The organism is Streptomyces broussonetiae, from assembly GCF_009796285.1.
In the GTDB taxonomy this organism is placed as follows: Bacteria; Actinomycetota; Actinomycetes; order Streptomycetales; family Streptomycetaceae; genus Streptomyces; species Streptomyces broussonetiae.
The window spans coordinates 3,675,418-3,694,260 of record NZ_CP047020.1 but is presented as its reverse complement, the minus strand read 5'-3'; the positions used below and the strand labels follow the sequence as shown (position 1 = coordinate 3,694,260).

Here is an 18,843-nt window from a genome sequence, read left to right as displayed (position 1 = left end):
GAGACGGGCGCTGCCGGGCAGGGGCAGGGGAAGAGCCCCGGCGCTCGCAGTGCCGGGGCTCTTGGGGTCTGCCGCTGACGGCCGGATCGTCGCGTCGGCCGGTCCGGTCAGTGGCCGTAGCCGCCGTTGCCGTAGCCGCCGGGGTTGCCCGGCTTCAGGTCGCCCTTGTTGACGCAGGTGTTGCCGAAGGCGGGGTTCAGCAGGGCGATCGCATCGACGGTGTTCCCGCACACGTCGACCGGGACGTTGACCGGAACCTGGAGCAGGTTGCCGGACAGCACACCCGGCGAGTCGACGGCCGCGCCCTCGGCGCCCGCGTCGGCCAGGGCCAGCCCGGCCCCGCCGACCACCACGGCACCGGTGCCGAGGGCGACAACGGCTGCCTTCGCGATGCGAGACATCACGTTCTCCTTTTGTTGCTCGGAAAGCGCAGCGGCAGGCCAGCCGCCGCACTTTCCGTTCAACGGCGCCGCGCGAGGGTGGTCACGGTGATCGCAGGTGGATCACCCTTTCAACGGCAGCATGCCTTTTCGTCGACGGCACTCACGGCAGCCGTCGTATCGGGGAGCCCGCCAGATAGGCCTGGATGTTCTCCACCGCCTGGCCGTAGTACGTCGTGTAGTTGGCCCGTGAGACATAGCCGAGGTGGGGCGTGGCGAGCAGGCGCGGCGCGGTGCGCATCGGATGGTCGGCGGGCAGCGGCTCGATGTCGAAGACGTCGATGCCCGCTCCCGCGATCCGGCCCTCGTGCAGCGCGGCCAGCAGCGCGTCCTGGTCGACGACCGAGGCCCGGGAGGTGTTGACCAGGTAGGCGGTCGGCTTCATGAGAGCCAGTTCGGCGGCGCCGATGAGGCCGCGGGTGCCGTCACCGCCGGGCACCTGGACGGAGACGAAGTCACTGGCGGTGAGCAATTCCTCCTTGGACGCGGCCAGTTCGACACCGTGTTCCGCGGCGCGCTCCTCCGTCAGGCGCGGGCTCCAGGCGCTGACCCGCATGCCGAAGGCGAGCCCGACCCGGGCCACATGGCCGCCGATCCGGCCGAGACCGAGCACGCCGAGCCGGGCGCCGTGCAGGTCGGCGCCGACGGTGGACTGCCAGGGACCGCCGGTGCGCAGGGCGGTGTTCTCCTCGACGATCCCGCGGGCCAGCCCGAGCAGCAGCGCCCAGGTCAGCTCGGCGGGCGGGATGCCCGAACTCTGCGTGCCGCACACGGTGACGCCGTGCTTCTCGGCGGCCGCGTAGTCGATGACGGTGTTGCGCATCCCGGAGGCGACGATCAGCTTCAGCCGGGGCAGCCGGGCGATCAACGAGCCGGGGACCGGGACGCGTTCGCGCAGGGTGACGACGATGTCGAAGTCGGCGAGGGCCGCGGCGAGGTCGTCCTCGGTGTCCAGGTGCTCGCGCAGTGCGACGGCCTCGACCTCGTCCTCGATCACCGACCAGTCGGCCAGCGTGGTGGCCACGCCCTGGAAGTCGTCCAGTACCGCACAGCGAAGTCGCACGTCGACTCTCCTCTCCCCGAGGATGACTGTATCCGCGCCACGCCGACGGGCCGGGAGAGGGGAACGGCGCCCCGGACCACCCGCGCCCGACCCCCAGAGGCCCAGGTGCCGGGCGTTGGCTGATCTTCCTCTGGTCGAGAAGGTCGACATGATCTGCGGCAGGGCCACCCGCGACACCCCGGTCACAGCCGGACGGTCCCGAAGCGCACCCTTGGCCACCAAGGAGGCGTCCCGGGCTGACCCGCGCCCCGTGGTACCACCTCTGACCAGCAAAAAAAGCCCTCCCTGAGGGAGGGCTGTGCACGGGCGCCCCCGGCAGGACTCGAACCTGCGGCCAAGCGCTTAGAAGGCGCCTGCTCTATCCACTGAGCTACGGGGGCCTGGTGGCGGGACCAAGGATAAAGCTCCCTGTTCCTCGACCCTGTCGCTTCGCCTCCGTGGCTCGATGTGGAGGTTCGGTGAAGCGGTCCTGATAATCGCAGGCAGGTACGAATCGTGCATCGCTTTTGGCGTCCGACGCACCGGGTGTTGTGCACTCGTTATGCCTGGACTGCGCGCGCGTCCCAGTCATCCCTTCTGCCCTTTGTGCGCCGTCGGCGCGCAGACATGTCTATATGCTTCAGAATTCCCCTAAAATTGGGCATTCTTCGCATGTGGTGACCTTGGACGTACGGCCTCAGCTGCTCGACACACTCTCCGCGCTGCGCGACCGTGTCGCCGCCGCACGCTTTCCGCTGCCCCTGGCCGGAGCCCCACGCGCGCGTGCCAACCGCGACGAACTGCTCGCTCAGCTCGACGACTATCTGGTACCCCGTCTGCGGGACCCCGAGGCGCCCTTGCTGGCCGTCGTCGGCGGTTCCACCGGCGCCGGCAAGTCGACGCTCGTCAACTCGCTCGTCGGCCGACGGGTGAGCGAGGCGAGCGTGCTGCGGCCGACGACCCGGACGCCGGTGCTTGTCTGCCATCCGGAGGATCATCACTGGTTCAGCGACATGCGGGTCCTGCCCGACCTCACGCGCGTGTGGTCGCCCCAGCACGAGACCACCGACGACCTCCTGATGTCCGGCGCCGAGCACCCCGCGCGCGTGCTGCGCGTCGAGAGCGCCGAGACCCTTCCGCCCGGACTCGCCCTCCTCGACGCACCGGACGTCGACTCCCTGATCGCCGACAACCGCGCCCTGGCCGCCGAGTTGATCTGCGCCGCAGACATCTGGATCATGGTCACCACGGCCGCCCGCTACGCCGACGCCGTACCCTGGCACCTGCTGCGCACCGCCAAGGAGTACGACGCCACGCTCGTGACCGTCCTGGACCGGGTGCCCCACCAGGTGGTCTCCGAGGTCTCCCGGCAGTACGGTGCCCTGCTCACCAAGGCCGGGCTCGGCGACGTACCCCGCTTCACCGTGCCCGAGCTGCCCGAGTCCGCCTGGGGCGCCGGGCTGCTGCCCACGACCGCCGTCGCCCCGCTGAAGGACTGGCTCGCCCATCACGCCCAGGACCCTGCCGCGCGTCGGCACGTCATGCTCCGTACCGCCCACGGCCTGCTCGACTCGCTCAGGTCCCGGATGTCCGAGCTGGCCGGCGCGGCCGCCGCCCAGTACGCCGCCGCGCTCCGGCTCACCACCGCCGTGGAGGCCGCCTACGACGGCGAGCACGCGCGCGTGCGCGACCGGCTGCGGTCCGGCGCCGTACTCTCCGGGGACGCCCTCAAGCGCTGGCGGGCCTTCCCGCTGGACTGCACCGCCGGGGAACTCCTGGACGCGCTCGTGGAGAGCCTGGTCGCCCTGCTGCTGTGCGCCGTCACCGCCGCCGACGAGCGCGTCGACGAGGCCTGGCGGCTCGAGCCCGCCGGAGCCGACCCCGCCCTCGCCGCCGGCGAGTCCTCCGTGGAGAGCGCCGAGCACCGCATCGGCCTCGCCGTACGGCGCTGGCGGCGCGAACTGGAGGAGTACGCCGAGGAGGAATCGCGCGATCTGGAGCGCTCCGGCGCCCCCGATCCGGAGGCCGTCGCCGCCCTGGTCGCCACCGCGCTGCTCGGCGGACGCCGGGCGCGCACCGCGGGCGAGGGGCTCGCCGAGCGGCTCGGCGCCCATGGCGCGCTACGGCTGCGCGACCGGGCCGGACGCCTGCTGGGCGAGCGCGTGGACCGCGTCATGCTCCGCGAGCGCGAGCGGCGCCTCGCCCCGCTCGACGCCCTGGACGTCCATCCCGAGCCCCAGGCCGAACTCATCGCCGCACTGTCGCTGCTGCAGAAGGAGAGGTGACCGGTGACCGCTGTCACTGACCAGGAGCACACGGATCACATTGACCACTTGGGACGCGTGGGGCGCATGGAGCACGACAGCAACGACCGGGTGGAGCTGGGCGAGGGCGCGATGGACGGCCGTACCGGTACGTCCGGCACCGGCACCGGGATCCGGGCCGACGGCACGGACGGCGCGGCCGGGGCCGGCGACGACGGCGCGGTGAGCCAGCCGTACGCGCGCGTGCAGGACGAGGGCGGCGCCCGCCGGGGCGCTGCCGGGCACGGCGGCGTCGGCACGATGGGTGCGTACCGGCAAGACAGAGCCGGTGGAGTGGGTGGAGCAGGTGAAACAGGTCCAGGGGACGCAGGGGACGCAGGGGACGCGCGCCGGGTAGACGGCGACGGTGTCGACTTGTTCCCGCCTCAGCGCCCGGAGCCGAGGAAGGACCCGGACAGGACCGCCGCGCCGCCGCGGCGTGTTCCGCCCCCGCACCCCCGCATCCCGGCCGCCCTCAGCCTCCACGGGCCCGGCCCGGACGCCGACCCCGAGTCGGCGGAGTCGGACGAGGCCTGGGACGACGGGCTGATCGCCCGGCGGGTCACCGAGGCCACCGCCGCCGCCCTCGCGGCCGAACGGGCCACGGCCATGGAGACCTCGGGCCGCGGCCACGGCAGCCAGACCCCGGCCCCGCTGGCCTACGACGGCAAGCTGCGCTCCCGCCTGGACGCCCTGCGCGAGCTGGTCGGGCTCTCCCGCACCCGGCTGGACAGCGAGACCCTGGCCGAGGCGGGCCGGGTCCTGGACGAGGCGGCCGCCCGCCGCAAGCTGTCCGGTCGGCACACGGTCGTCGCCATCGCGGGCGCGACCGGCAGCGGCAAGTCGCAGCTGTTCAACGCCCTTGCCGGAGTGGCCATTTCGGAGACCGGGGTGCGGCGTCCGACCACGGCCGCGCCCATCGCGTGCAGCTGGAGCGACGGCGCCGCGAGCCTCATCGACCGGCTCGGTATCCCGGGCCGGCTGCGCCGCCGCCCGCTGCAGAGCGCGGATACCGAGGGGCAGCTGCGCGGTCTGGTCCTGGTCGACCTGCCCGACCACGACTCCGCCGCCGCGGAGCACCGCAAGCAGGTCGACCGCATCCTGAAACTGGTCGACGCGGTGATCTGGGTCGTCGACCCGGAGAAGTACGCCGACGCCGTGCTGCACGAGCGCTATCTGCGCCCCCTGGCCGGTCACGCGGAGGTCATGTTCGTCGTCCTCAACCAGGTCGACCGGCTGCCCGGGGACGCCGCCGACCAGGTCCTGGACGACCTGCGGCGGCTGTTGGACGAGGACGGCGTCGCCCTCGGCGAGCACGGCGAACCCGGCGCCACGGTGCTCGCGCTGTCCGCGCTCACTGGCCAGGGCGTCGCGGACCTGCGCGAGAGCCTCGGCGAGTTCGTGGCCGAGCGCGGTGCGGCGGCCCGCCGGGTCGCGGCCGACGTGGACGCCGCCGCGGCCGAGCTGCGGCCCGTCTACACCACGGTGCGCCGGTCCGGCCTCAGCGAGGAGGCGCGCGAGGAGTTCGCCGCGCGGCTCGCGGACGCGGTCGGCGCCACCGCGGCGGGCGAGGCCGCTGAGCGCGCCTGGCTGCGCAACGCGGGCCGCGCCTGCGGCACGCCCTGGCTCCGGCTGTGGCGCTGGTACCAGCATCGCGGCGAGTCTCCCACCGGCCGCCACCTCGTGCGGACCCAGCCCGACGAGGAGGCGACGGCCCGCCAGCGCGTGGAGCAGGCGGTCCGTACGGTCTCCGACCGGGCCTCGGCCGGGCTGCCCGCACCCTGGGCGCAGGCGGTGCGCGAGGCGGCCGCACGCGGGTCCCAGGGACTGTCCGAGGCGCTGGACGAGCTGGCGGAACGGGCCGGCCTGCCGCCGGGGCGCCCGCCGCGCCCGGGGTGGTGGCCGGCGGCGGTGCTGGTCCAGGCGGCGATGACGCTGCTGCAGGTCATCGGCGGCCTGTGGCTGGTCGGGCAGATCGCCGGTGTCATGGCACCCAACCTGGGGGTTCCGGTGCTGCTGATGGTGTGCGGGATCATCGGCGGGCCGATGGTCGAGTGGGGCTGCCGGATGGCGGCGAGAGGCCCGGCCCGGCGCTACGGCCAGGACGCGGAACGGCGCCTGCGCGAGGCGGCGGCGAGCTGCGGCCGGGCCCGGGTGCTCGATCCGGTGGCGGCGGAGCTGCTGCGCTACCGGGAGGTGCGGGAGCAGTACGGCAGGGTGGTGCGGGACGGGAGCGGGGCGCGGGTGCGGTGACGGGGGTGGGTCCGGTGACGGGGTTGGTGCCGGCGTCGGGGCGCGAGTGAGGTGACGGGGGTGGGGGTCGGGTGCGGTGACGCGGGCCGGGGTCGGGGTGGGGGTCGGGTGCGGTGACGCGGGCCGTGGGCCACTCGTGCGGGTGGCGGGGTTTTCCACAGGTGGGATGGTCGTCCACAGCGTCCGGCGGGCCCGGCCCGGCGGCGGCACTCTGGGGTCGCGGCGATCGCGGTAGGCGGTGCGGCCGCCGCGCCACAGCGGTACGGGACGGCCCCGTACGCGTGCCGCCCGCGGGCCGCAGGACGCCGGGCGGGGGAGGGGAGCGAGGACATGAACGAGACCATCGTCTGCGTGGTGGGCAACGTGGCGACCCAGCCGGTGTACCGGGAGCTGGCGGCGGGTCCGTCGGCCCGGTTCCGGCTGGCGGTGACCTCCCGCTACTGGGACCGCGAGAAGAGCGCCTGGACGGACGGGCACACCAACTTCTTCACGGTGTGGGCCAATCGCCAGCTCGCGGTCAACGTGATGGCGTCGGTGGAGGTGGGCCAGCCCGTCGTCGTCCAGGGTCGGCTCAAGGTGCGCACGGAGGTCCGCGACGGTCAGCAGCAGTGGGCCTCCGCCGACATCGACGCCGCGGCGATCGGCCATGACCTCGCCCGCGGTACGGCGGCCTTCCAGCGCGCGGCCAGGCCGGAGACACAGCCGTCGGCGACGAGGCCGGAGCCGAACTGGGAGACACCGCGCCCCGCGGACGACCGGACCGAGGCAGGAACCGGTCAAGAACGTCATCAACAGGCCGCAGTGCCCGTCATGGTGACGTGAGGTCAGCGACCACCGGCGGTGCGCACGGGTCGGCGCCACCGGGCGCCACCTGGCACCACCGGGGACCGCTCGGCCGTACCGGATCGCCCAACACCCTGTACGAACCGGTGGATTTGTCGATATGCCCAGCTCATGGACGGTCCCGGCGATAACGATTACGGATCGGATCCCCCATCGGATCATCCGACCGGCAGGGGAGGCTCCGGCTGATCCATAGGATGCCGGGCATGCCCCTAGGGGCTGCCGATTCTGCTGGTGGGACCGTCCCCCACGTCCAACGGGTCCTGCTCGAAGGGGAATTCTGTGCTTGGTGCGTTCTCTGGGTTTCACCGGTCCGCCCCCGCGGCCCGCCTGGCCGCCGTCGCGTCGGTGTCCGGCATCGTGGCGGCCGGTGTGCTGTCCGGCGCCGGTACGGCTGTGGCCGAGGGGACACCGCAGACCCAGGGCGGGGCGACGGCCACCATCAACGGCCTGAAGACCTACGGCGAGGCCGTGATCCACGAGGCCGGCGGCGACCAGCGGGTGGAGGCGGGCCTGTTCGAGATGTCCGTCGACGGCGGCGGCACCCTGCAGACGTACTGCGTCGACCTGTACAGCCCCACCCAGCGCGATGCGCCCTACCGGGAGACGTCCTGGAGCGGCACCTCGCTGGGCACCAACAAGAACGCCGGCAGGATCCGCTGGATCCTGCAGAACTCCTACCCCCAGGTCAACGACCTCGCCGCACTCGCCCGCAAGGCGGGCGCCGGCAGCCTCACCGAGCAGGACGCGGCAGCCGGCACCCAGGTGGCCATCTGGCGCTACTCCGACGGCGCGAAGGTCGACGCCGCCGACCCGCAGGCCGAGAAGCTCGCCGACTACCTGCAGAAGAGCGCCCGTGACCTCGCCGAACCGCAGGCCTCGCTCACCCTGGACCCGCCCGCGGTGTCCGGGCGGCCCGGCGCGCTGCTGGGACCGGTGACCGTGCACACCAACGCGACCGGTGTCGCGGTCAGCCCGCCGGCGGACGCAGCCACCACCGGGGTGCGGATCGTCGACAAGACCGGCAAGGCGGTCACCACCGCGAAGAACGGCAGCCGGCTGTACTTCGACGTCCCCAAGGACACGGAGGGGGATGCTTCGCACGCGTCCGGAAGTGGGGGAGGCACCGCCCAGCTGACCGTGCAGGCGTCGACCACCGTGCCAGTGGGCCGTGCGTTCTCCTCGGACAGCCGCAGCCAGACCCAGATACTGGCCGGGTCCAGCGAGTCAACGGTCTCCGCGACCGCCGGCGTCACCTGGGCGGCCGAGGGCGCCATACCGGCGGTCTCGGCTCGCAAGAACTGTGCGGACAGCGCCGTGGACATCATCGTGGTGAACTCCGGCGACAAGCCGTTCGGCTTCGCGCTGATGGGTGCCGAGCACACCATCCCCGCGGGCGCCACCCGCACGGTGACGGTCCCGCTCCAGGAGGACCAGGCCTACGACTTCACGATCACCGGTCCGAACGGCTTCAGCCAGCGTTTCACCGGCGTCCTCGACTGCAGGACCCAGGGCGTGATCACGACCCAGGGCGCCAAGGTCCACAACGAGCCCAGCCCCGCCTCGGTGGGCGGCGGCACCGCGGCTCCCGACACCGACCTCGCCGCGACGGGCGGCTCCGCGATCACCCCCCTGATCGCGGGCGCGGCCATCGGGCTGGTCGTCATCGGCGGTGCGGTCCTGGTGATCCTGCGCAAGCGGGAGCAGCCGGGCGACTGAGGCAGGTCGGCCGACGGCCCGGGGGCACGGGTTGCGGTGGCTGCCGGTATGCGGCGGCTCCCCGCGTTCGGGTACCCGGGGCAGCCCGCAAAATCGTCAGCCGCAAACACCCATCAGGTGCCGCCGGGCCTGTGCGACAAAACGCAACGCGCTGTCGAATACATCGACATGGAATGGAGATTCACTGAAAAGGCCCGCGCGGATCAGTCAGTGCTCTTCACCTGAAGCAGGTATCAGAAGGCAGGCCCATAATGCCGCCTCGATCCGGCTTTTCGTCCCGGGCGCTGTCCGCAGGGACGTGCAGCGGATCGGCGCCGTGCCACCCACCGAACTCCTCGGCCCGGTAGCCCAGTAGGCGTTGGGCCCCCGCACTCCAGCCCGTCAGTACATCTTGTCCGTCGACGGTCGCATGCGCCTCGTCCTTCGGGGCGAGGAGACACCACCGGCCATGCCGCACCTCAGAGAATAGAAAATTCGGCGATCGCTCGGACTGCACGGGGGAGACGCGAATTCCTCCGACCGGTCAACCGGAGACGACCGTGTTGCCGATTCGGGCACCTTGCCTGTCGGCAATGCGCGATGCACCGGCGGGCCCCGTCCGCTCAGGGCTGTGACGCCCCGGCCGACGGCGGCTGCTCGGAACCGCAGTGCCGGCACTTGGTGGCAGCGGCCGGCAGGTCCTCGCACAGGCAGGCCGGGCCTTGACGGGCCCCGGCGCTTCGAAGACCACCACACCGCGCCGCGCCGAAAAATGCTTGTACGGCACTACGATGAGGAAATAGACGACGGCCATGAAGATGATGAAGTAGATGACCGCCGAAATGAAGGATCCGATATCAAGGTACGTGGCCTTGTTGCCCGCCTGGCCGAGCTGCCATCCCAATCCGACTGAATGGCTGCCCTGGGCGCGGGCAATGATGGGGTTGATCACGAAATCGGTGAACGCCTTGATCAGGGTGCTGAATGCCAGTGCGACAATGAGACCCATGGCTACGACGATGACGTCGCCGCGCATCAGGAAGTTCTTGAAACCCTTGAGCATTCCCGGCTCCTCGCGACAGGGCCCCGATCGGGGCCGGGCAGCACGCTACATTCTTCGGCGCGCCTGGAGCGGGACGGCGCGGAGGCGGGAGGTGTTCTTCCCTCGCCCGCCGAAATCCATCGGCGGCCCGTACGCCGATCGGGCGAATGGTCGCACCTGAGCAACGAACAGTTCACGGAATTCACCCACCGGCGAGGTCAGCGGCCGCCGGCCCTTGGGCGACTTCACGCGTACGAATGGACGGTGTACCCGACGCGGCGGCGCCGGCCGAGATCACCCGCGCCCCCATGTACACGCCCACACCCGCCACGGGCAGGCCCACACCCCCATGTGAGGGTCCGGCTCGCCGAGTGGCCGGCGGGCCGACGGGTGAGCGCCCCAGAGCCGCCCCCGGGTCGCCCGAGGCTGCCCGACGACGACCGACAGCGACCGACGAGCCACTGCCGCGCGACCGCCGCGCCCCACGAAACCCCAGGTCACAGCCCCCCAACCAAACGGGTTAACACCCAAGGCTGGCCGTCGGGCAAGATGGGGTGTATCTGCCCACTGCCAGATTTCAAGCTGCCGGACGGTTTCTCTTGGCTGAGTTCATTTACACCATGCGCAAGGCGCGCAAAGCGCACGGCGACAAGGTGATCCTCGACGACGTCACCCTGAGCTTCCTGCCGGGAGCGAAGATCGGTGTCGTCGGCCCGAACGGTGCCGGTAAGTCGACCGTGCTGAAGATCATGGCTGGTCTTGAGCAGCCGTCGAACGGCGACGCGTTCCTGTCGCCGGGCTACAGCGTCGGCATCCTGCTGCAGGAGCCCCCGCTGAACGAGGAGAAGACCGTCCTGGAGAACGTCCAGGACGGTGTCGCCGAGGTCAAGGGCAAGCTGGACCGGTTCAACGAGATCGCCGAGCAGATGGCGACCGAGTACACCGACGCGCTCATGGACGAGATGGGCAAGCTCCAGGAGGAGCTGGACCACGCCAACGCCTGGGACCTCGACGCCCAGCTCGAGCAGGCCATGGACGCGCTGGGCTGCCCGCCCGGCGACTGGCCCGTCACCAACCTCTCCGGTGGCGAGAAGCGCCGCGTCGCGCTCTGCAAGCTCCTGCTGGAGCAGCCCGACCTGCTGCTCCTCGACGAGCCCACCAACCACCTCGACGCCGAGTCGGTGAACTGGCTGGAGCAGCACCTCGCCAAGTACCCGGGCACCGTCGTGGCCGTCACCCACGACCGGTACTTCCTCGACAACGTCGCCGGCTGGATCTGCGAGGTCGACCGCGGCCGTCTGCACGGCTACGAGGGCAACTACTCCAAGTACCTGGAGACCAAGGCGGCCCGTCTCAAGGTCGAAGGTCAGAAGGACGCCAAGCGGCAGAAGCGGCTCAAGGAAGAGCTGGAGTGGGTCCGCTCCAACGCCAAGGGACGCCAGGCCAAGTCCAAGGCCCGTCTCGCGCGGTACGAGGAGATGGCCGCCGAGGCCGACAAGATGCGGAAGCTGGACTTCGAGGAGATCCAGATCCCGCCGGGCCCGCGGCTCGGCAACGTCGTCGTCGAGGTCGACAAGCTGAACAAGGCCTTCGGCGAGAAGGTCCTCGTCGACGGGCTCTCCTTCACGCTGCCGCGCAACGGCATCGTCGGTGTCATCGGCCCGAACGGCGCCGGCAAGACCACGCTGTTCAAGATGATCCAGGGCCTGGAGACCCCGGACTCCGGCGACATCAAGGTCGGCGAGACCGTCAAGATCTCCTACGTCGACCAGAGCCGCGCGAACCTCGACCCCAAGAAGACGCTGTGGGAGGTCGTGTCCGACGGGCTCGACTACATCAACGTCGGCCAGGTCGAGATGCCGTCCCGCGCGTATGTCTCCGCCTTCGGTTTCAAGGGGCCGGACCAGCAGAAGCCGGCCGGTGTCCTGTCCGGTGGTGAGCGCAACCGCCTCAACCTGGCGCTGACCCTCAAGCAGGGCGGCAACCTGCTGCTCCTCGACGAGCCCACCAACGACCTGGACGTGGAGACCCTGTCCTCCCTCGAGAACGCCCTTCTCGAGTTCCCGGGCTGTGCCGTGGTCGTCTCCCACGACCGGTGGTTCCTCGACCGGGTCGCCACGCACATCCTCGCCTACGAGGGCGAGTCGAAGTGGTTCTGGTTCGAGGGCAACTTCGAGTCGTACGAGAAGAACAAGATCGAGCGGCTCGGTCCGGACGCCGCGCGTCCGCACCGCGCCACCTACAAGAAGCTGACCCGGGGCTGATCGGTCTTGCGGCACATCTACCGCTGCCCGCTGCGCTGGTCGGACATGGACGCCTACGGCCATGTCAACAACGCGGTCTTCCTGCGCTACCTGGAGGAAGCCCGTATCGACTTCATGTCCGGCCGGCCCGCGGAGTCCCGGCAGGGGTCCGTGGTGGCGCGCCATGAGATCGACTACCGGCGCCAGCTCGTCCACCGGCCCACGCCCGTGGACATCGAGCTGTGGGTCACCCAGATCAAGGCCGTGTCCTTCACCGTCTCCTACGAGGTGAAGGACGAGGAAGCGGTCTACGCACGGGCCTCGACCGTGGTCGTGCCGTTCGACTTCGAGGCCCAGCGCCCGCGGCGGATCACCGACGAGGAGCGCGCGTTCCTCGAGCAGTACACGGACGAGGCCGGGGAGGCCGTCGCCGCATGACGGTGCTGCACCTTGCCGACGAGACGGAGGCGGCGGACCTCGCCGCCTTCCTCTCCCGGCTGCTCCACTACGACCGTGGAGCCGCGGTGCGTCTGCAGGCGGCCGGCACCGCGCTAGCCGTCTTCGGCCGGCCCCCCTCCTTCGAGGTGCTGGCCGTGCGCGCGGTGCGGCTGGCGAAGCCGTACGAGGACGGGCTCGAGGTCACCCTCGATGTGACCGTCTCCGCCGGTGAGCTGCTGGAGTCGGTGGACGAGCGCGCGGCCACCGCCGCCGTCCCGGCCGCCGTCACCGGGCCGCCGTGGGCCGGGGTGCTGCCGCCGCGCGGTGGCTGGCGGCCCGAGCCGGGCCTGCCCGCTCCGGACGCGCTGCGGGCCACCGTCGCCGCCGCGGTCGCCGAATTCCGCTCGCGCACACAGGAGTTGGGGCCTCAGGCACGTACCCGCGCCGAACTCGACCGGATCGGGGGGGACATCTGGTCCCGGGAGATCGGCCGGACCGGGCTGCCGGTGCGGGCCGTGCACGCGGCGCAGTCCCTGGGCTTCCTGCGCCCGGGCACGCGGTCGGCGGACACCGGGCTGTTCTCCTCGGGGGCATGGCTGCGGCTGCGCACCCCGTACGGCTCCGTCGCCGTCCGGCGGGCCGGGCTCGGCCCGCTGGGCGTCAGCGTCCGCTGAGTCCGGCCCTTCCTCGGCGCCCGGCCCTTCCTCGGCGCCCGGTCCCCTCCCGGACTCACTCCGGGGTGTTCACCATCGACTGGGCCGCGTACGTCAGGTAGTTCCACAGCGTCCGCTCGTGCTCCTCGGAGAGCCCGAGTTCGTCCACGGCCGCCCGCATGTGCCTCAGCCACGCGTCGTGCGCCGCCCGGTCCACCGTGAACGGCGCGTGCCGCATGCGCAGCCGGGGGTGGCCGCGGTTGTCGCTGTAGGTGGTGGGGCCGCCCCAGTACTGCATCAGGAACAGGGCCAGCCGCTCCTCGGCGGGGCCCAGGTCCTCCTCCGGGTACATCGGCCGAAGGAGCGGGTCCTCGGCGACTCCCTGGTAGAAACGGTGGACGAGCCGACGGAAGGTCTCCTCCCCGCCGACCTGCTCGTAGAAGGTCTGCTCCTGAAGCGTGCCGCGCCGAATCTCTTTCACCTGTACATCGTCTCAGACCGGGTGACCCAGGACTCAAGGCTTAGGACCCGGTGACCGTCCCGGCCCCTACTGTGGATCCATGGGGCCGTACGACACCGAGACCGACTGCCTGGCCGCCGCCGCGCGGGCCGCACTGGTGCGGGAGATCGACGCCGACGGAGCCTGGGCCGGGCACCCGGTGTGGCGGGAGGCGTTCGCCGCCGTGCCCCGGCACCTCTTCGTGCCGTACTACTACGTCGCCGGGCGCGGCGGGTACCGGCGCCGTTGGGGCGAGAGCCCCGACCGGCTCGCTCGTGCGGACTGGGTGCGCGGCGCCTACACGGACGCCCCGCTGGCCACCCGGCTGCGCGACGGCGAGCTGGTCTCCTCCAGCAGCCAGCCCTCGCTGATGGCCCGGATGCTGGTCGCGCTGGGTGTCGAGGACGGCGACCGGGTCCTGGAGGTGGGCGCCGGAACGGGCTACAACGCGGCCCTGCTCGCCCACCGGCTCGGTGACGACGGCCTCGTCACCACGATCGACCTGGAACCGGAGATCGCCGAGACGGCCCGTCGGCACCTTCAGGCGGCCGGCCACCACCCGGCCGTCGTCACCGGCGACGGCGCCCGCGGAGTGCCCGAACGGGCCCCCTTCGACCGGATCATCGCCACCTGCGCGCTGTCCACGGTCCCGCGTGCCTGGCTCGCCCAGTGCCGCCCCGGCGCCGGGATCCTGACCCCGCTGGCCACCGGTCTGCTGGCGCTGACGGTCCGGGACCCGGAACACGCCGAGGGCCGTTTCCTGCCGACGGCCGCCCACTTCGTACCGCTGCGCGGCGAGGGCGGGACGGCATCGGCGGGGGTACCGCGGGCCGGGCTGCCGGACCGGGTCCGCGAGCAGGAGACGATCCGCTTCCTGCTCGCGCTGACCCGGCGTGCCCTCGATCCGCACGCGGCCTGCGCGCTGTGGGAGCGCGAGGGCATGCCGGAGCGCGAGCGGTACGGCGTCACGGTCGCCGGCGAGCACGCCTGGGTGTGGCTGGACGACCCGCAGGGGCCGTACGTCTGGCCCCTGCCCTGAACTCAGCCCCGGCGGACGGTGATCGTCGTCCAGGCGCCCACGTGTACCCGGTCGCCGTCCTGTAGCGGGACCGGTACGAACGGCTGGATCGGCTCCTCGGACATGTTGACCGTGGTGCCGTTCGTCGAGTTCTGGTCGACGACCGCCCAGCTGCCGTTGGGCTGCTGCACCAGCACCGCGTGCTGGTGCGAGACGCCCGGGTCCTCCGCCGGCACCGCGAGGTCGATGTCGGGGGTGTCTCCGGTGGAGTGCCGGCGGCGGCCGATGGTGATCTGGTTGCCGCTGAGCGTGCGCTGCTGCTCGGGCGAGTACGCGGGCAGGTTGAGCCCCGCGGCCTCGGGACCCGAGCGCTGCATCATCGCCATGAAGTACTCGCGGTCCGGGCCGATCGTCGCGGTCCAGGTGGTCGGCTCCGCGTAGGGGGCCTGCGGGTAGCCGTACCCGCCGCCCGGGCTGCCGGGCACCTGTCCCTGCGCCGGTCCGGCCGGGCCGGCGGACGACGGCGGGGAGATCACCCAGTCGTCGTCACCGCCGCCGAAGGAGGGACCGCCGCCGGCGGCCGGCCGGCCGCTCTCGCCCGGGAACGCGGGCGGCGCGGGCGGACCGGGCTGCTGGAACGCCTGCGGGGCACCGCCGGGGCCGGCGGGCGGGACCGGCCCGGGCGGCGGCGGAACCGGACGCGAGGGGTCGCCGCCGAAGCCCGTGGGGCCGGGCGCGCCGGGGCCGCCCTGGGGCGGGCCGGGGGGAGTGGGGGCGCCGGGAGCGGAGGGCTCACGGCCGAAGGGGTCGCCGGGACCGGACGCCGGCCCACGACCGAACGACGGCGGAGCGGCGGGAGCGGGAGCCCCGGGACCCGGGCCCTGGCCCTGGCCCGACGTCTGGCCCGGGATCTGTCCGCCGCCGAAGCCGGACGGGCCGCCGGGACCCTGCCCCGCGCTCTGCCCGCCGAAGCCGGAAGGAGCGCCGGAATTCGGGCCCTGGCCCGGACCCTGCACAGCGCCGAAGCCGGGCGGGCCCGACGGACCCGGGGAGGTCGGCGGGCCGGACCTGGCGCGCTCGCCGCCGAACGGCGTCGGACCCGACGGCTCACTGCCGAAGGACGGGATCGGTTCGGCGGGCCGGTTCACCTGCGAGGGCCGGGAGCCCTGGTACTCGTACCCCTCACCGCCGCCGTACGTCGCGCTCGGCGGCTGGAAACGGGGCTGGGGCGGGCGCGGGGCCGGCGGGGTGTACGACGTGGCCGTGTTGGTCAGGAAGTTCCACCGGCACTCCTCGCAGAAGGGCGCGCCGCCCTCGCGGGGCGTGCGGCACTGCGGGCACAGCTCAGGCTCCGGGGCCGCGGCGGCCGGCGGGCGGGCGCCGGGAGCGCCCGCGCCCGCCGGGGGCGGGAAACCGTGGCCGCCGGCGGCGGGAGGCGGCGGGGGAGGGGGCGGAGGTACGGCACCGGCCATGCGGTGACCGCAGACCTCGCACCAGTCGTCGGAACCCGACTGGTGTCCGTTCGGGCAGGTCGGCATGTCGGTGCTTCCCCTTCTCCTGAGGGTTCGGCCGGCTCGGCCGAGGGTCCGGCCGGCTGGGCGCTGCCGGGTGGCAGCGTCACTTCTTTACACGAACAGTCTTTGTGGACCGGGTCTCCAGAGTCATCTCGTCCGCCTCGGCGACCTTCGTCTTCAACCGCACAGTACCTGTCGCGGCGTCGACAACGTCCACCACCTTCGCAAGCAGTTTCGCAGTATCGGCGTTCCCGGAGGCGCCGGCGAGCTGAACAGCACGTCCCAGTTTGGCGGTTGCTCCATCGAAATCGCCCGCTTTGCGAAGATCGAGCCCCTGCTGAATGGCTTGTGCCAGTTCGGCCTGTCCGGTGTAGTGGGCGACTTGGGGGTTGATCGAGGTGGAGGCCGTCATGTCGTCGGTCCACACGGCTCGTACGAGTCCCTGGGCGCCGAGGTTCTGCGCGGAGTTGTCCGCCTGCGGCACGACCAGCGAGACCCGGGCCGCGAGCATCTCCTGGCCGATCCCGGCCGCCGGTACCTCCACGCACAGGTGGTAGTCGCGGGACTCGTCGCCCCAGGAACCGGTCGGGTAGTCCCCGGCGCGCGGCCCGGCCTCCGTACGGCGGGTGGTCAGGTCCTCGACGGTGGGCGCCACTTGCTTGACGAAGCGGATGGCCGTGCCGACCGGCGTCCACACCCTCAGGGAGACGTCGGCGACCTCCTTGCCCATGGCCGTCTCCATCATCCGTGTGAAGTCGGCGGCGAGACCGGCCGGGTCGGCCACGATGTCCGCGCTGCCGAGCAGCGCGGAGGCGATCCCTGTGACTTCTTTCACTTCCCAGTCGGTGCCCACGCCCCGCGCGTCACAGGTGAACCGCCCGGCGCACGCCTGGAGTGTCGCCCGCAGGTCCTCGGGCGACTCGTGCTCGTTGCGGCCGTCGGTGAGCAGGATGCCGTGCCGGATGGTGACGTCCGCCGAGTTCAGCAGCCGGTCGGCGAGCCGCAGCCAGGTGCCGATGGCCGTACCGCCGCCCGCGGCGAGCCCGCGCAGCGCCCGCTTGGCCTGCTCGCGGGTGGTGGCGTCGGCGATCGCGAGCCGCCCGCCGCCCGGATAGACCTCCGTGGCCACGTGCGTACCGCCGATCACCGCGAAGTGCGTTCCGTCGCGCAGGGCGTCGATCGCGGCGGCCGTGGCGTCCCGGGCGCCGCGCATCTTGGTCGGCGGGTAGTCCATGGAGCCGGAGCAGTCGACCATGACCGCCACGGCGGCGGACGGCCCGCCGCCCTGTGGGTACACCTGGGGCGAGGAGCTGCCGATCGTGCCCCCGCCGGTCGCGGTCACCGTGACGATCGCGTTGACCTCACGGCCGCCTTCCGGCAGGTACTCGTTCTGGTAGACGTCCATCGAGAACTGCGGCACGTTCGACTTCGAGAAATTGGCCATACGTACTCAAATCCCCCTTGACCACCCTGCTGAAGCAGGGAATGGCTGTGAACAGACCGGTCCCCTCCGGCCCGCGGCCTCAGGCCGATCCTGCCCCCCGCGGCGGCGCCGGGAACGGCACGACGGCCACTGTTACGTTGTCGTGGCCCCCGCCGTCCAGGGCGTGACCGACCAGGACCCGGGCGCTGTGCAGCGGGCGTTCGGCCGCGTCGGCGGGGACGGCCTCGGCCATCTCCTCGGCCGTCTCGGCGTAGTTCCACAGACCGTCGGTGCACACCACGACGACACCGGGCCGGTCGGGCTTGAACGATGCGGTGTGCGGCTCCAGTTCGTAGGCGTCCGCGCCGAGCCAGCCGGTGATCGCGTGGGCCCGCTCGTCGGCGTACGCCTCGGCCTCGCTCATCAGTCCGGCGGCGACCATCTGCGCGGCCCAGGAGTCGTCCTCGGTGAGCCGGGCGGGTGGGGCGGAGCGGTCGGTGGGCACCCAGTAGGCCCGGCTGTCGCCGACCCAGCCGACCACCAGCAGCCCGGGGGTGACCACCGCGCCGACGATCGTGCAGGCCGGCGCGTTCTGGTGCGGGGCGTGCTCACGGGCCGTGGCGGGCTCGTCGGCCAGCGCGTTGACGGCCTGGGCGGCGCCGACGATCGCCTCGTGCAGGGCCGCCTGCGGATGCGTGCCGCGCGGCAGGGCGGCCAGCAGCGTGTCCCCGGCCGTCCGGGCGGCGGCCAGGGAGGCGTCGTCCGGACGGGTGGCCGAGGAGACGCCGTCGCAGACGACCGCGAGGACGGCCGGGGTGCCATCGGGCAGTGCGGTGTGGCCGACGGAGAAGGCGTCCTCGTTGCGGTGGTGGCGCAGGCCGCGGTCGCTGACGGCGGCGACCGGGCCCGACTCCCGCTCCACGTGGTCGCGTTCGCGGGGCTGGGCGTGTCCGCAGTTCTCGCAGTAGCCGTCGCTGTCCACCCGGCCCGACCGGCAGGCCACGCACAGCTGCGCGGGCTCCTCCGCCGCGACGGCGGTCTCGGCCATCCGCGGGTCGGGCGCCTGCAGGGGGTACTCGTCGGGCTCCGCGGGCCGGTCGAAGCACACCCCCGAGCCGGCCCGCGCCTCCTGCACGCCGTGTCCGGGCAGCGGTGTGTCCCCGGAGTCGGTGCCGGGCAGGTCGGTCGGCAGATGCACCGCTGGCGCGGCGCCGGAGCCGTCCTGATCGGGGGCGGGCCAGGCCACGTCCTCGGCGCCCGGCCCGTCGCCGCCTCCGGCGCCGCCCATGGTCAGCGTCGGATGGTCCCGCGGCGGCGCCGGTACGACGGAGAGGTCGTATCCGCACGCTCCGCAGAAGTGGTCACCCGGCTCCACGGGCTCCGCGCAGCTCGGGCACTTCGACAGTGCGGCCTGCTGGGGCATCTGCGACATCA

The 18,843-nt window shown here is 72.5% G+C and carries 14 protein-coding genes, 1 tRNA gene and 1 pseudogene; 8 read left to right on the top strand and 8 right to left on the bottom strand.

The features are described 5' to 3' along the window. Positions 1 to 107: 107 nt before the first annotated feature. From GQF42_RS17130 to GQF42_RS17120, 3 genes are all read right to left on the bottom strand, one after another. Positions 108 to 401 (bottom strand): chaplin, encoded by a 294-nt coding sequence (locus GQF42_RS17130; RefSeq protein ID WP_158920879.1) that lies wholly within the window; start codon positions 399 to 401, stop codon positions 108 to 110. 142 nt (positions 402 to 543) lie between these two features. After that, positions 544 to 1,503 (bottom strand): D-2-hydroxyacid dehydrogenase family protein, encoded by a 960-nt coding sequence (locus GQF42_RS17125; RefSeq protein WP_158920877.1) that lies wholly within the window; start codon positions 1,501 to 1,503, stop codon positions 544 to 546. Positions 1,504 to 1,810: 307 nt separating this feature from the next. Continuing rightward, positions 1,811 to 1,883 (bottom strand) — tRNA-Arg (locus tag GQF42_RS17120). Positions 1,884 to 2,156: 273 nt separating this feature from the next. On the opposite strand from GQF42_RS17120, the gene GQF42_RS17115 reads away from it, so the two are divergent. The 4 genes from GQF42_RS17115 (at position 2,157) to GQF42_RS17100 (ending at position 8,600) form a co-directional block, all read left to right on the top strand. After that, positions 2,157 to 3,767, top strand: a complete 1,611-nt coding sequence (locus GQF42_RS17115; protein WP_158920875.1) for a dynamin family protein — start codon at positions 2,157 to 2,159, stop codon at positions 3,765 to 3,767. Positions 3,768 to 3,770: 3 nt separating this feature from the next. Continuing rightward, positions 3,771 to 6,038: a YfjP family GTPase gene (locus tag GQF42_RS17110; RefSeq protein WP_158920873.1), complete on the top strand. Its 2,268-nt coding sequence runs from the start codon at positions 3,771 to 3,773 to the stop codon at positions 6,036 to 6,038. 330 nt (positions 6,039 to 6,368) lie between these two features. After that, positions 6,369 to 6,860 (top strand): single-stranded DNA-binding protein, encoded by a 492-nt coding sequence (locus tag GQF42_RS17105; RefSeq protein WP_158920871.1) that lies wholly within the window; start codon positions 6,369 to 6,371, stop codon positions 6,858 to 6,860. Positions 6,861 to 7,163: 303 nt separating this feature from the next. Continuing rightward, on the top strand, positions 7,164 to 8,600 hold the full coding sequence (locus GQF42_RS17100; RefSeq protein WP_407699496.1) for a Cys-Gln thioester bond-forming surface protein: 1,437 nt from the start codon (positions 7,164 to 7,166) through the stop codon (positions 8,598 to 8,600). 602 nt (positions 8,601 to 9,202) lie between these two features. On the opposite strand, the pseudogene GQF42_RS17095 reads toward GQF42_RS17100, so the two are convergent. Continuing rightward, a pseudogene (locus GQF42_RS17095) lies at positions 9,203 to 9,642 on the bottom strand (large conductance mechanosensitive channel protein MscL). A 578-nt stretch (positions 9,643 to 10,220) separates the two neighbouring features. Between GQF42_RS17095 and ettA the strand changes: the two are divergent. Genes ettA through GQF42_RS17080 form a run of 3 tightly spaced genes read left to right on the top strand, consistent with a single transcriptional unit; the run spans position 10,221 to position 12,976 of the window. Next, entirely contained in the window at positions 10,221 to 11,885 is a 1,665-nt protein-coding gene (gene ettA / locus GQF42_RS17090) for an energy-dependent translational throttle protein EttA (protein ID WP_158920869.1), read from the top strand. Between the two features lie 6 nt (positions 11,886 to 11,891). Beyond that, on the top strand, positions 11,892 to 12,302 hold the full coding sequence (locus GQF42_RS17085; RefSeq protein ID WP_158920867.1) for an acyl-CoA thioesterase: 411 nt from the start codon (positions 11,892 to 11,894) through the stop codon (positions 12,300 to 12,302). Next, entirely contained in the window at positions 12,299 to 12,976 is a 678-nt protein-coding gene (locus tag GQF42_RS17080; protein ID WP_158920865.1) for a hypothetical protein, read from the top strand. Before GQF42_RS17085 ends, GQF42_RS17080 begins: the two co-directional genes overlap by 4 nt. 55 nt (positions 12,977 to 13,031) lie before the next feature. Here GQF42_RS17080 and GQF42_RS17075 read toward each other — a convergent pair whose 3' ends face one another. Continuing rightward, a complete protein-coding gene (locus tag GQF42_RS17075; protein ID WP_158920863.1) occupies positions 13,032 to 13,436 on the bottom strand; it encodes a globin in 405 nt (134 codons plus the stop codon). 79 nt (positions 13,437 to 13,515) lie between these two features. Between GQF42_RS17075 and GQF42_RS17070 the strand changes: the two genes are divergently transcribed. Continuing rightward, a complete protein-coding gene (locus GQF42_RS17070; protein ID WP_158920861.1) occupies positions 13,516 to 14,493 on the top strand; it encodes a methyltransferase domain-containing protein in 978 nt (325 codons plus the stop codon). 2 nt (positions 14,494 to 14,495) lie between these two features. On the opposite strand, the gene GQF42_RS17065 is transcribed toward GQF42_RS17070, so the two are convergent. From GQF42_RS17065 to GQF42_RS17055, 3 genes are all read right to left on the bottom strand, one after another. After that, positions 14,496 to 16,010 carry an FHA domain-containing protein gene (locus GQF42_RS17065; protein ID WP_158920859.1) on the bottom strand — a complete coding sequence of 505 codons (1,515 nt, stop codon included), beginning with the start codon at positions 16,008 to 16,010 and terminating at the stop codon, positions 14,496 to 14,498. Between the two features lie 79 nt (positions 16,011 to 16,089). Continuing rightward, entirely contained in the window at positions 16,090 to 17,430 is a 1,341-nt protein-coding gene (locus GQF42_RS17060) for a vWA domain-containing protein (RefSeq protein WP_158920856.1), read from the bottom strand. Between the two features lie 79 nt (positions 17,431 to 17,509). Beyond that, on the bottom strand, positions 17,510 to 18,841 hold the full coding sequence (locus GQF42_RS17055; protein ID WP_158920853.1) for a PP2C family serine/threonine-protein phosphatase: 1,332 nt from the start codon (positions 18,839 to 18,841) through the stop codon (positions 17,510 to 17,512). Positions 18,842 to 18,843 lie beyond the last annotated feature (2 nt).

Coding starts and splice junctions, on each gene's coding strand:
- GQF42_RS17130 (WP_158920879.1), bottom strand. CDS start 401: ATGTCTCGCATCGCGAAGGCAGCCGTTGTCGCCCTCGGCACCGGTGCC.
- GQF42_RS17080 (WP_158920865.1), top strand. CDS start 12,299: ATGACGGTGCTGCACCTTGCCGACGAGACGGAGGCGGCGGACCTCGCC.
- GQF42_RS17065 (WP_158920859.1), bottom strand. CDS start 16,010: ATGCCGACCTGCCCGAACGGACACCAGTCGGGTTCCGACGACTGGTGC.
- GQF42_RS17060 (WP_158920856.1), bottom strand. CDS start 17,430: ATGGCCAATTTCTCGAAGTCGAACGTGCCGCAGTTCTCGATGGACGTC.
- GQF42_RS17070 (WP_158920861.1), top strand. CDS start 13,516: ATGGGGCCGTACGACACCGAGACCGACTGCCTGGCCGCCGCCGCGCGG.
- GQF42_RS17055 (WP_158920853.1), bottom strand. CDS start 18,841: ATGTCGCAGATGCCCCAGCAGGCCGCACTGTCGAAGTGCCCGAGCTGC.
- GQF42_RS17105 (WP_158920871.1), top strand. CDS start 6,369: ATGAACGAGACCATCGTCTGCGTGGTGGGCAACGTGGCGACCCAGCCG.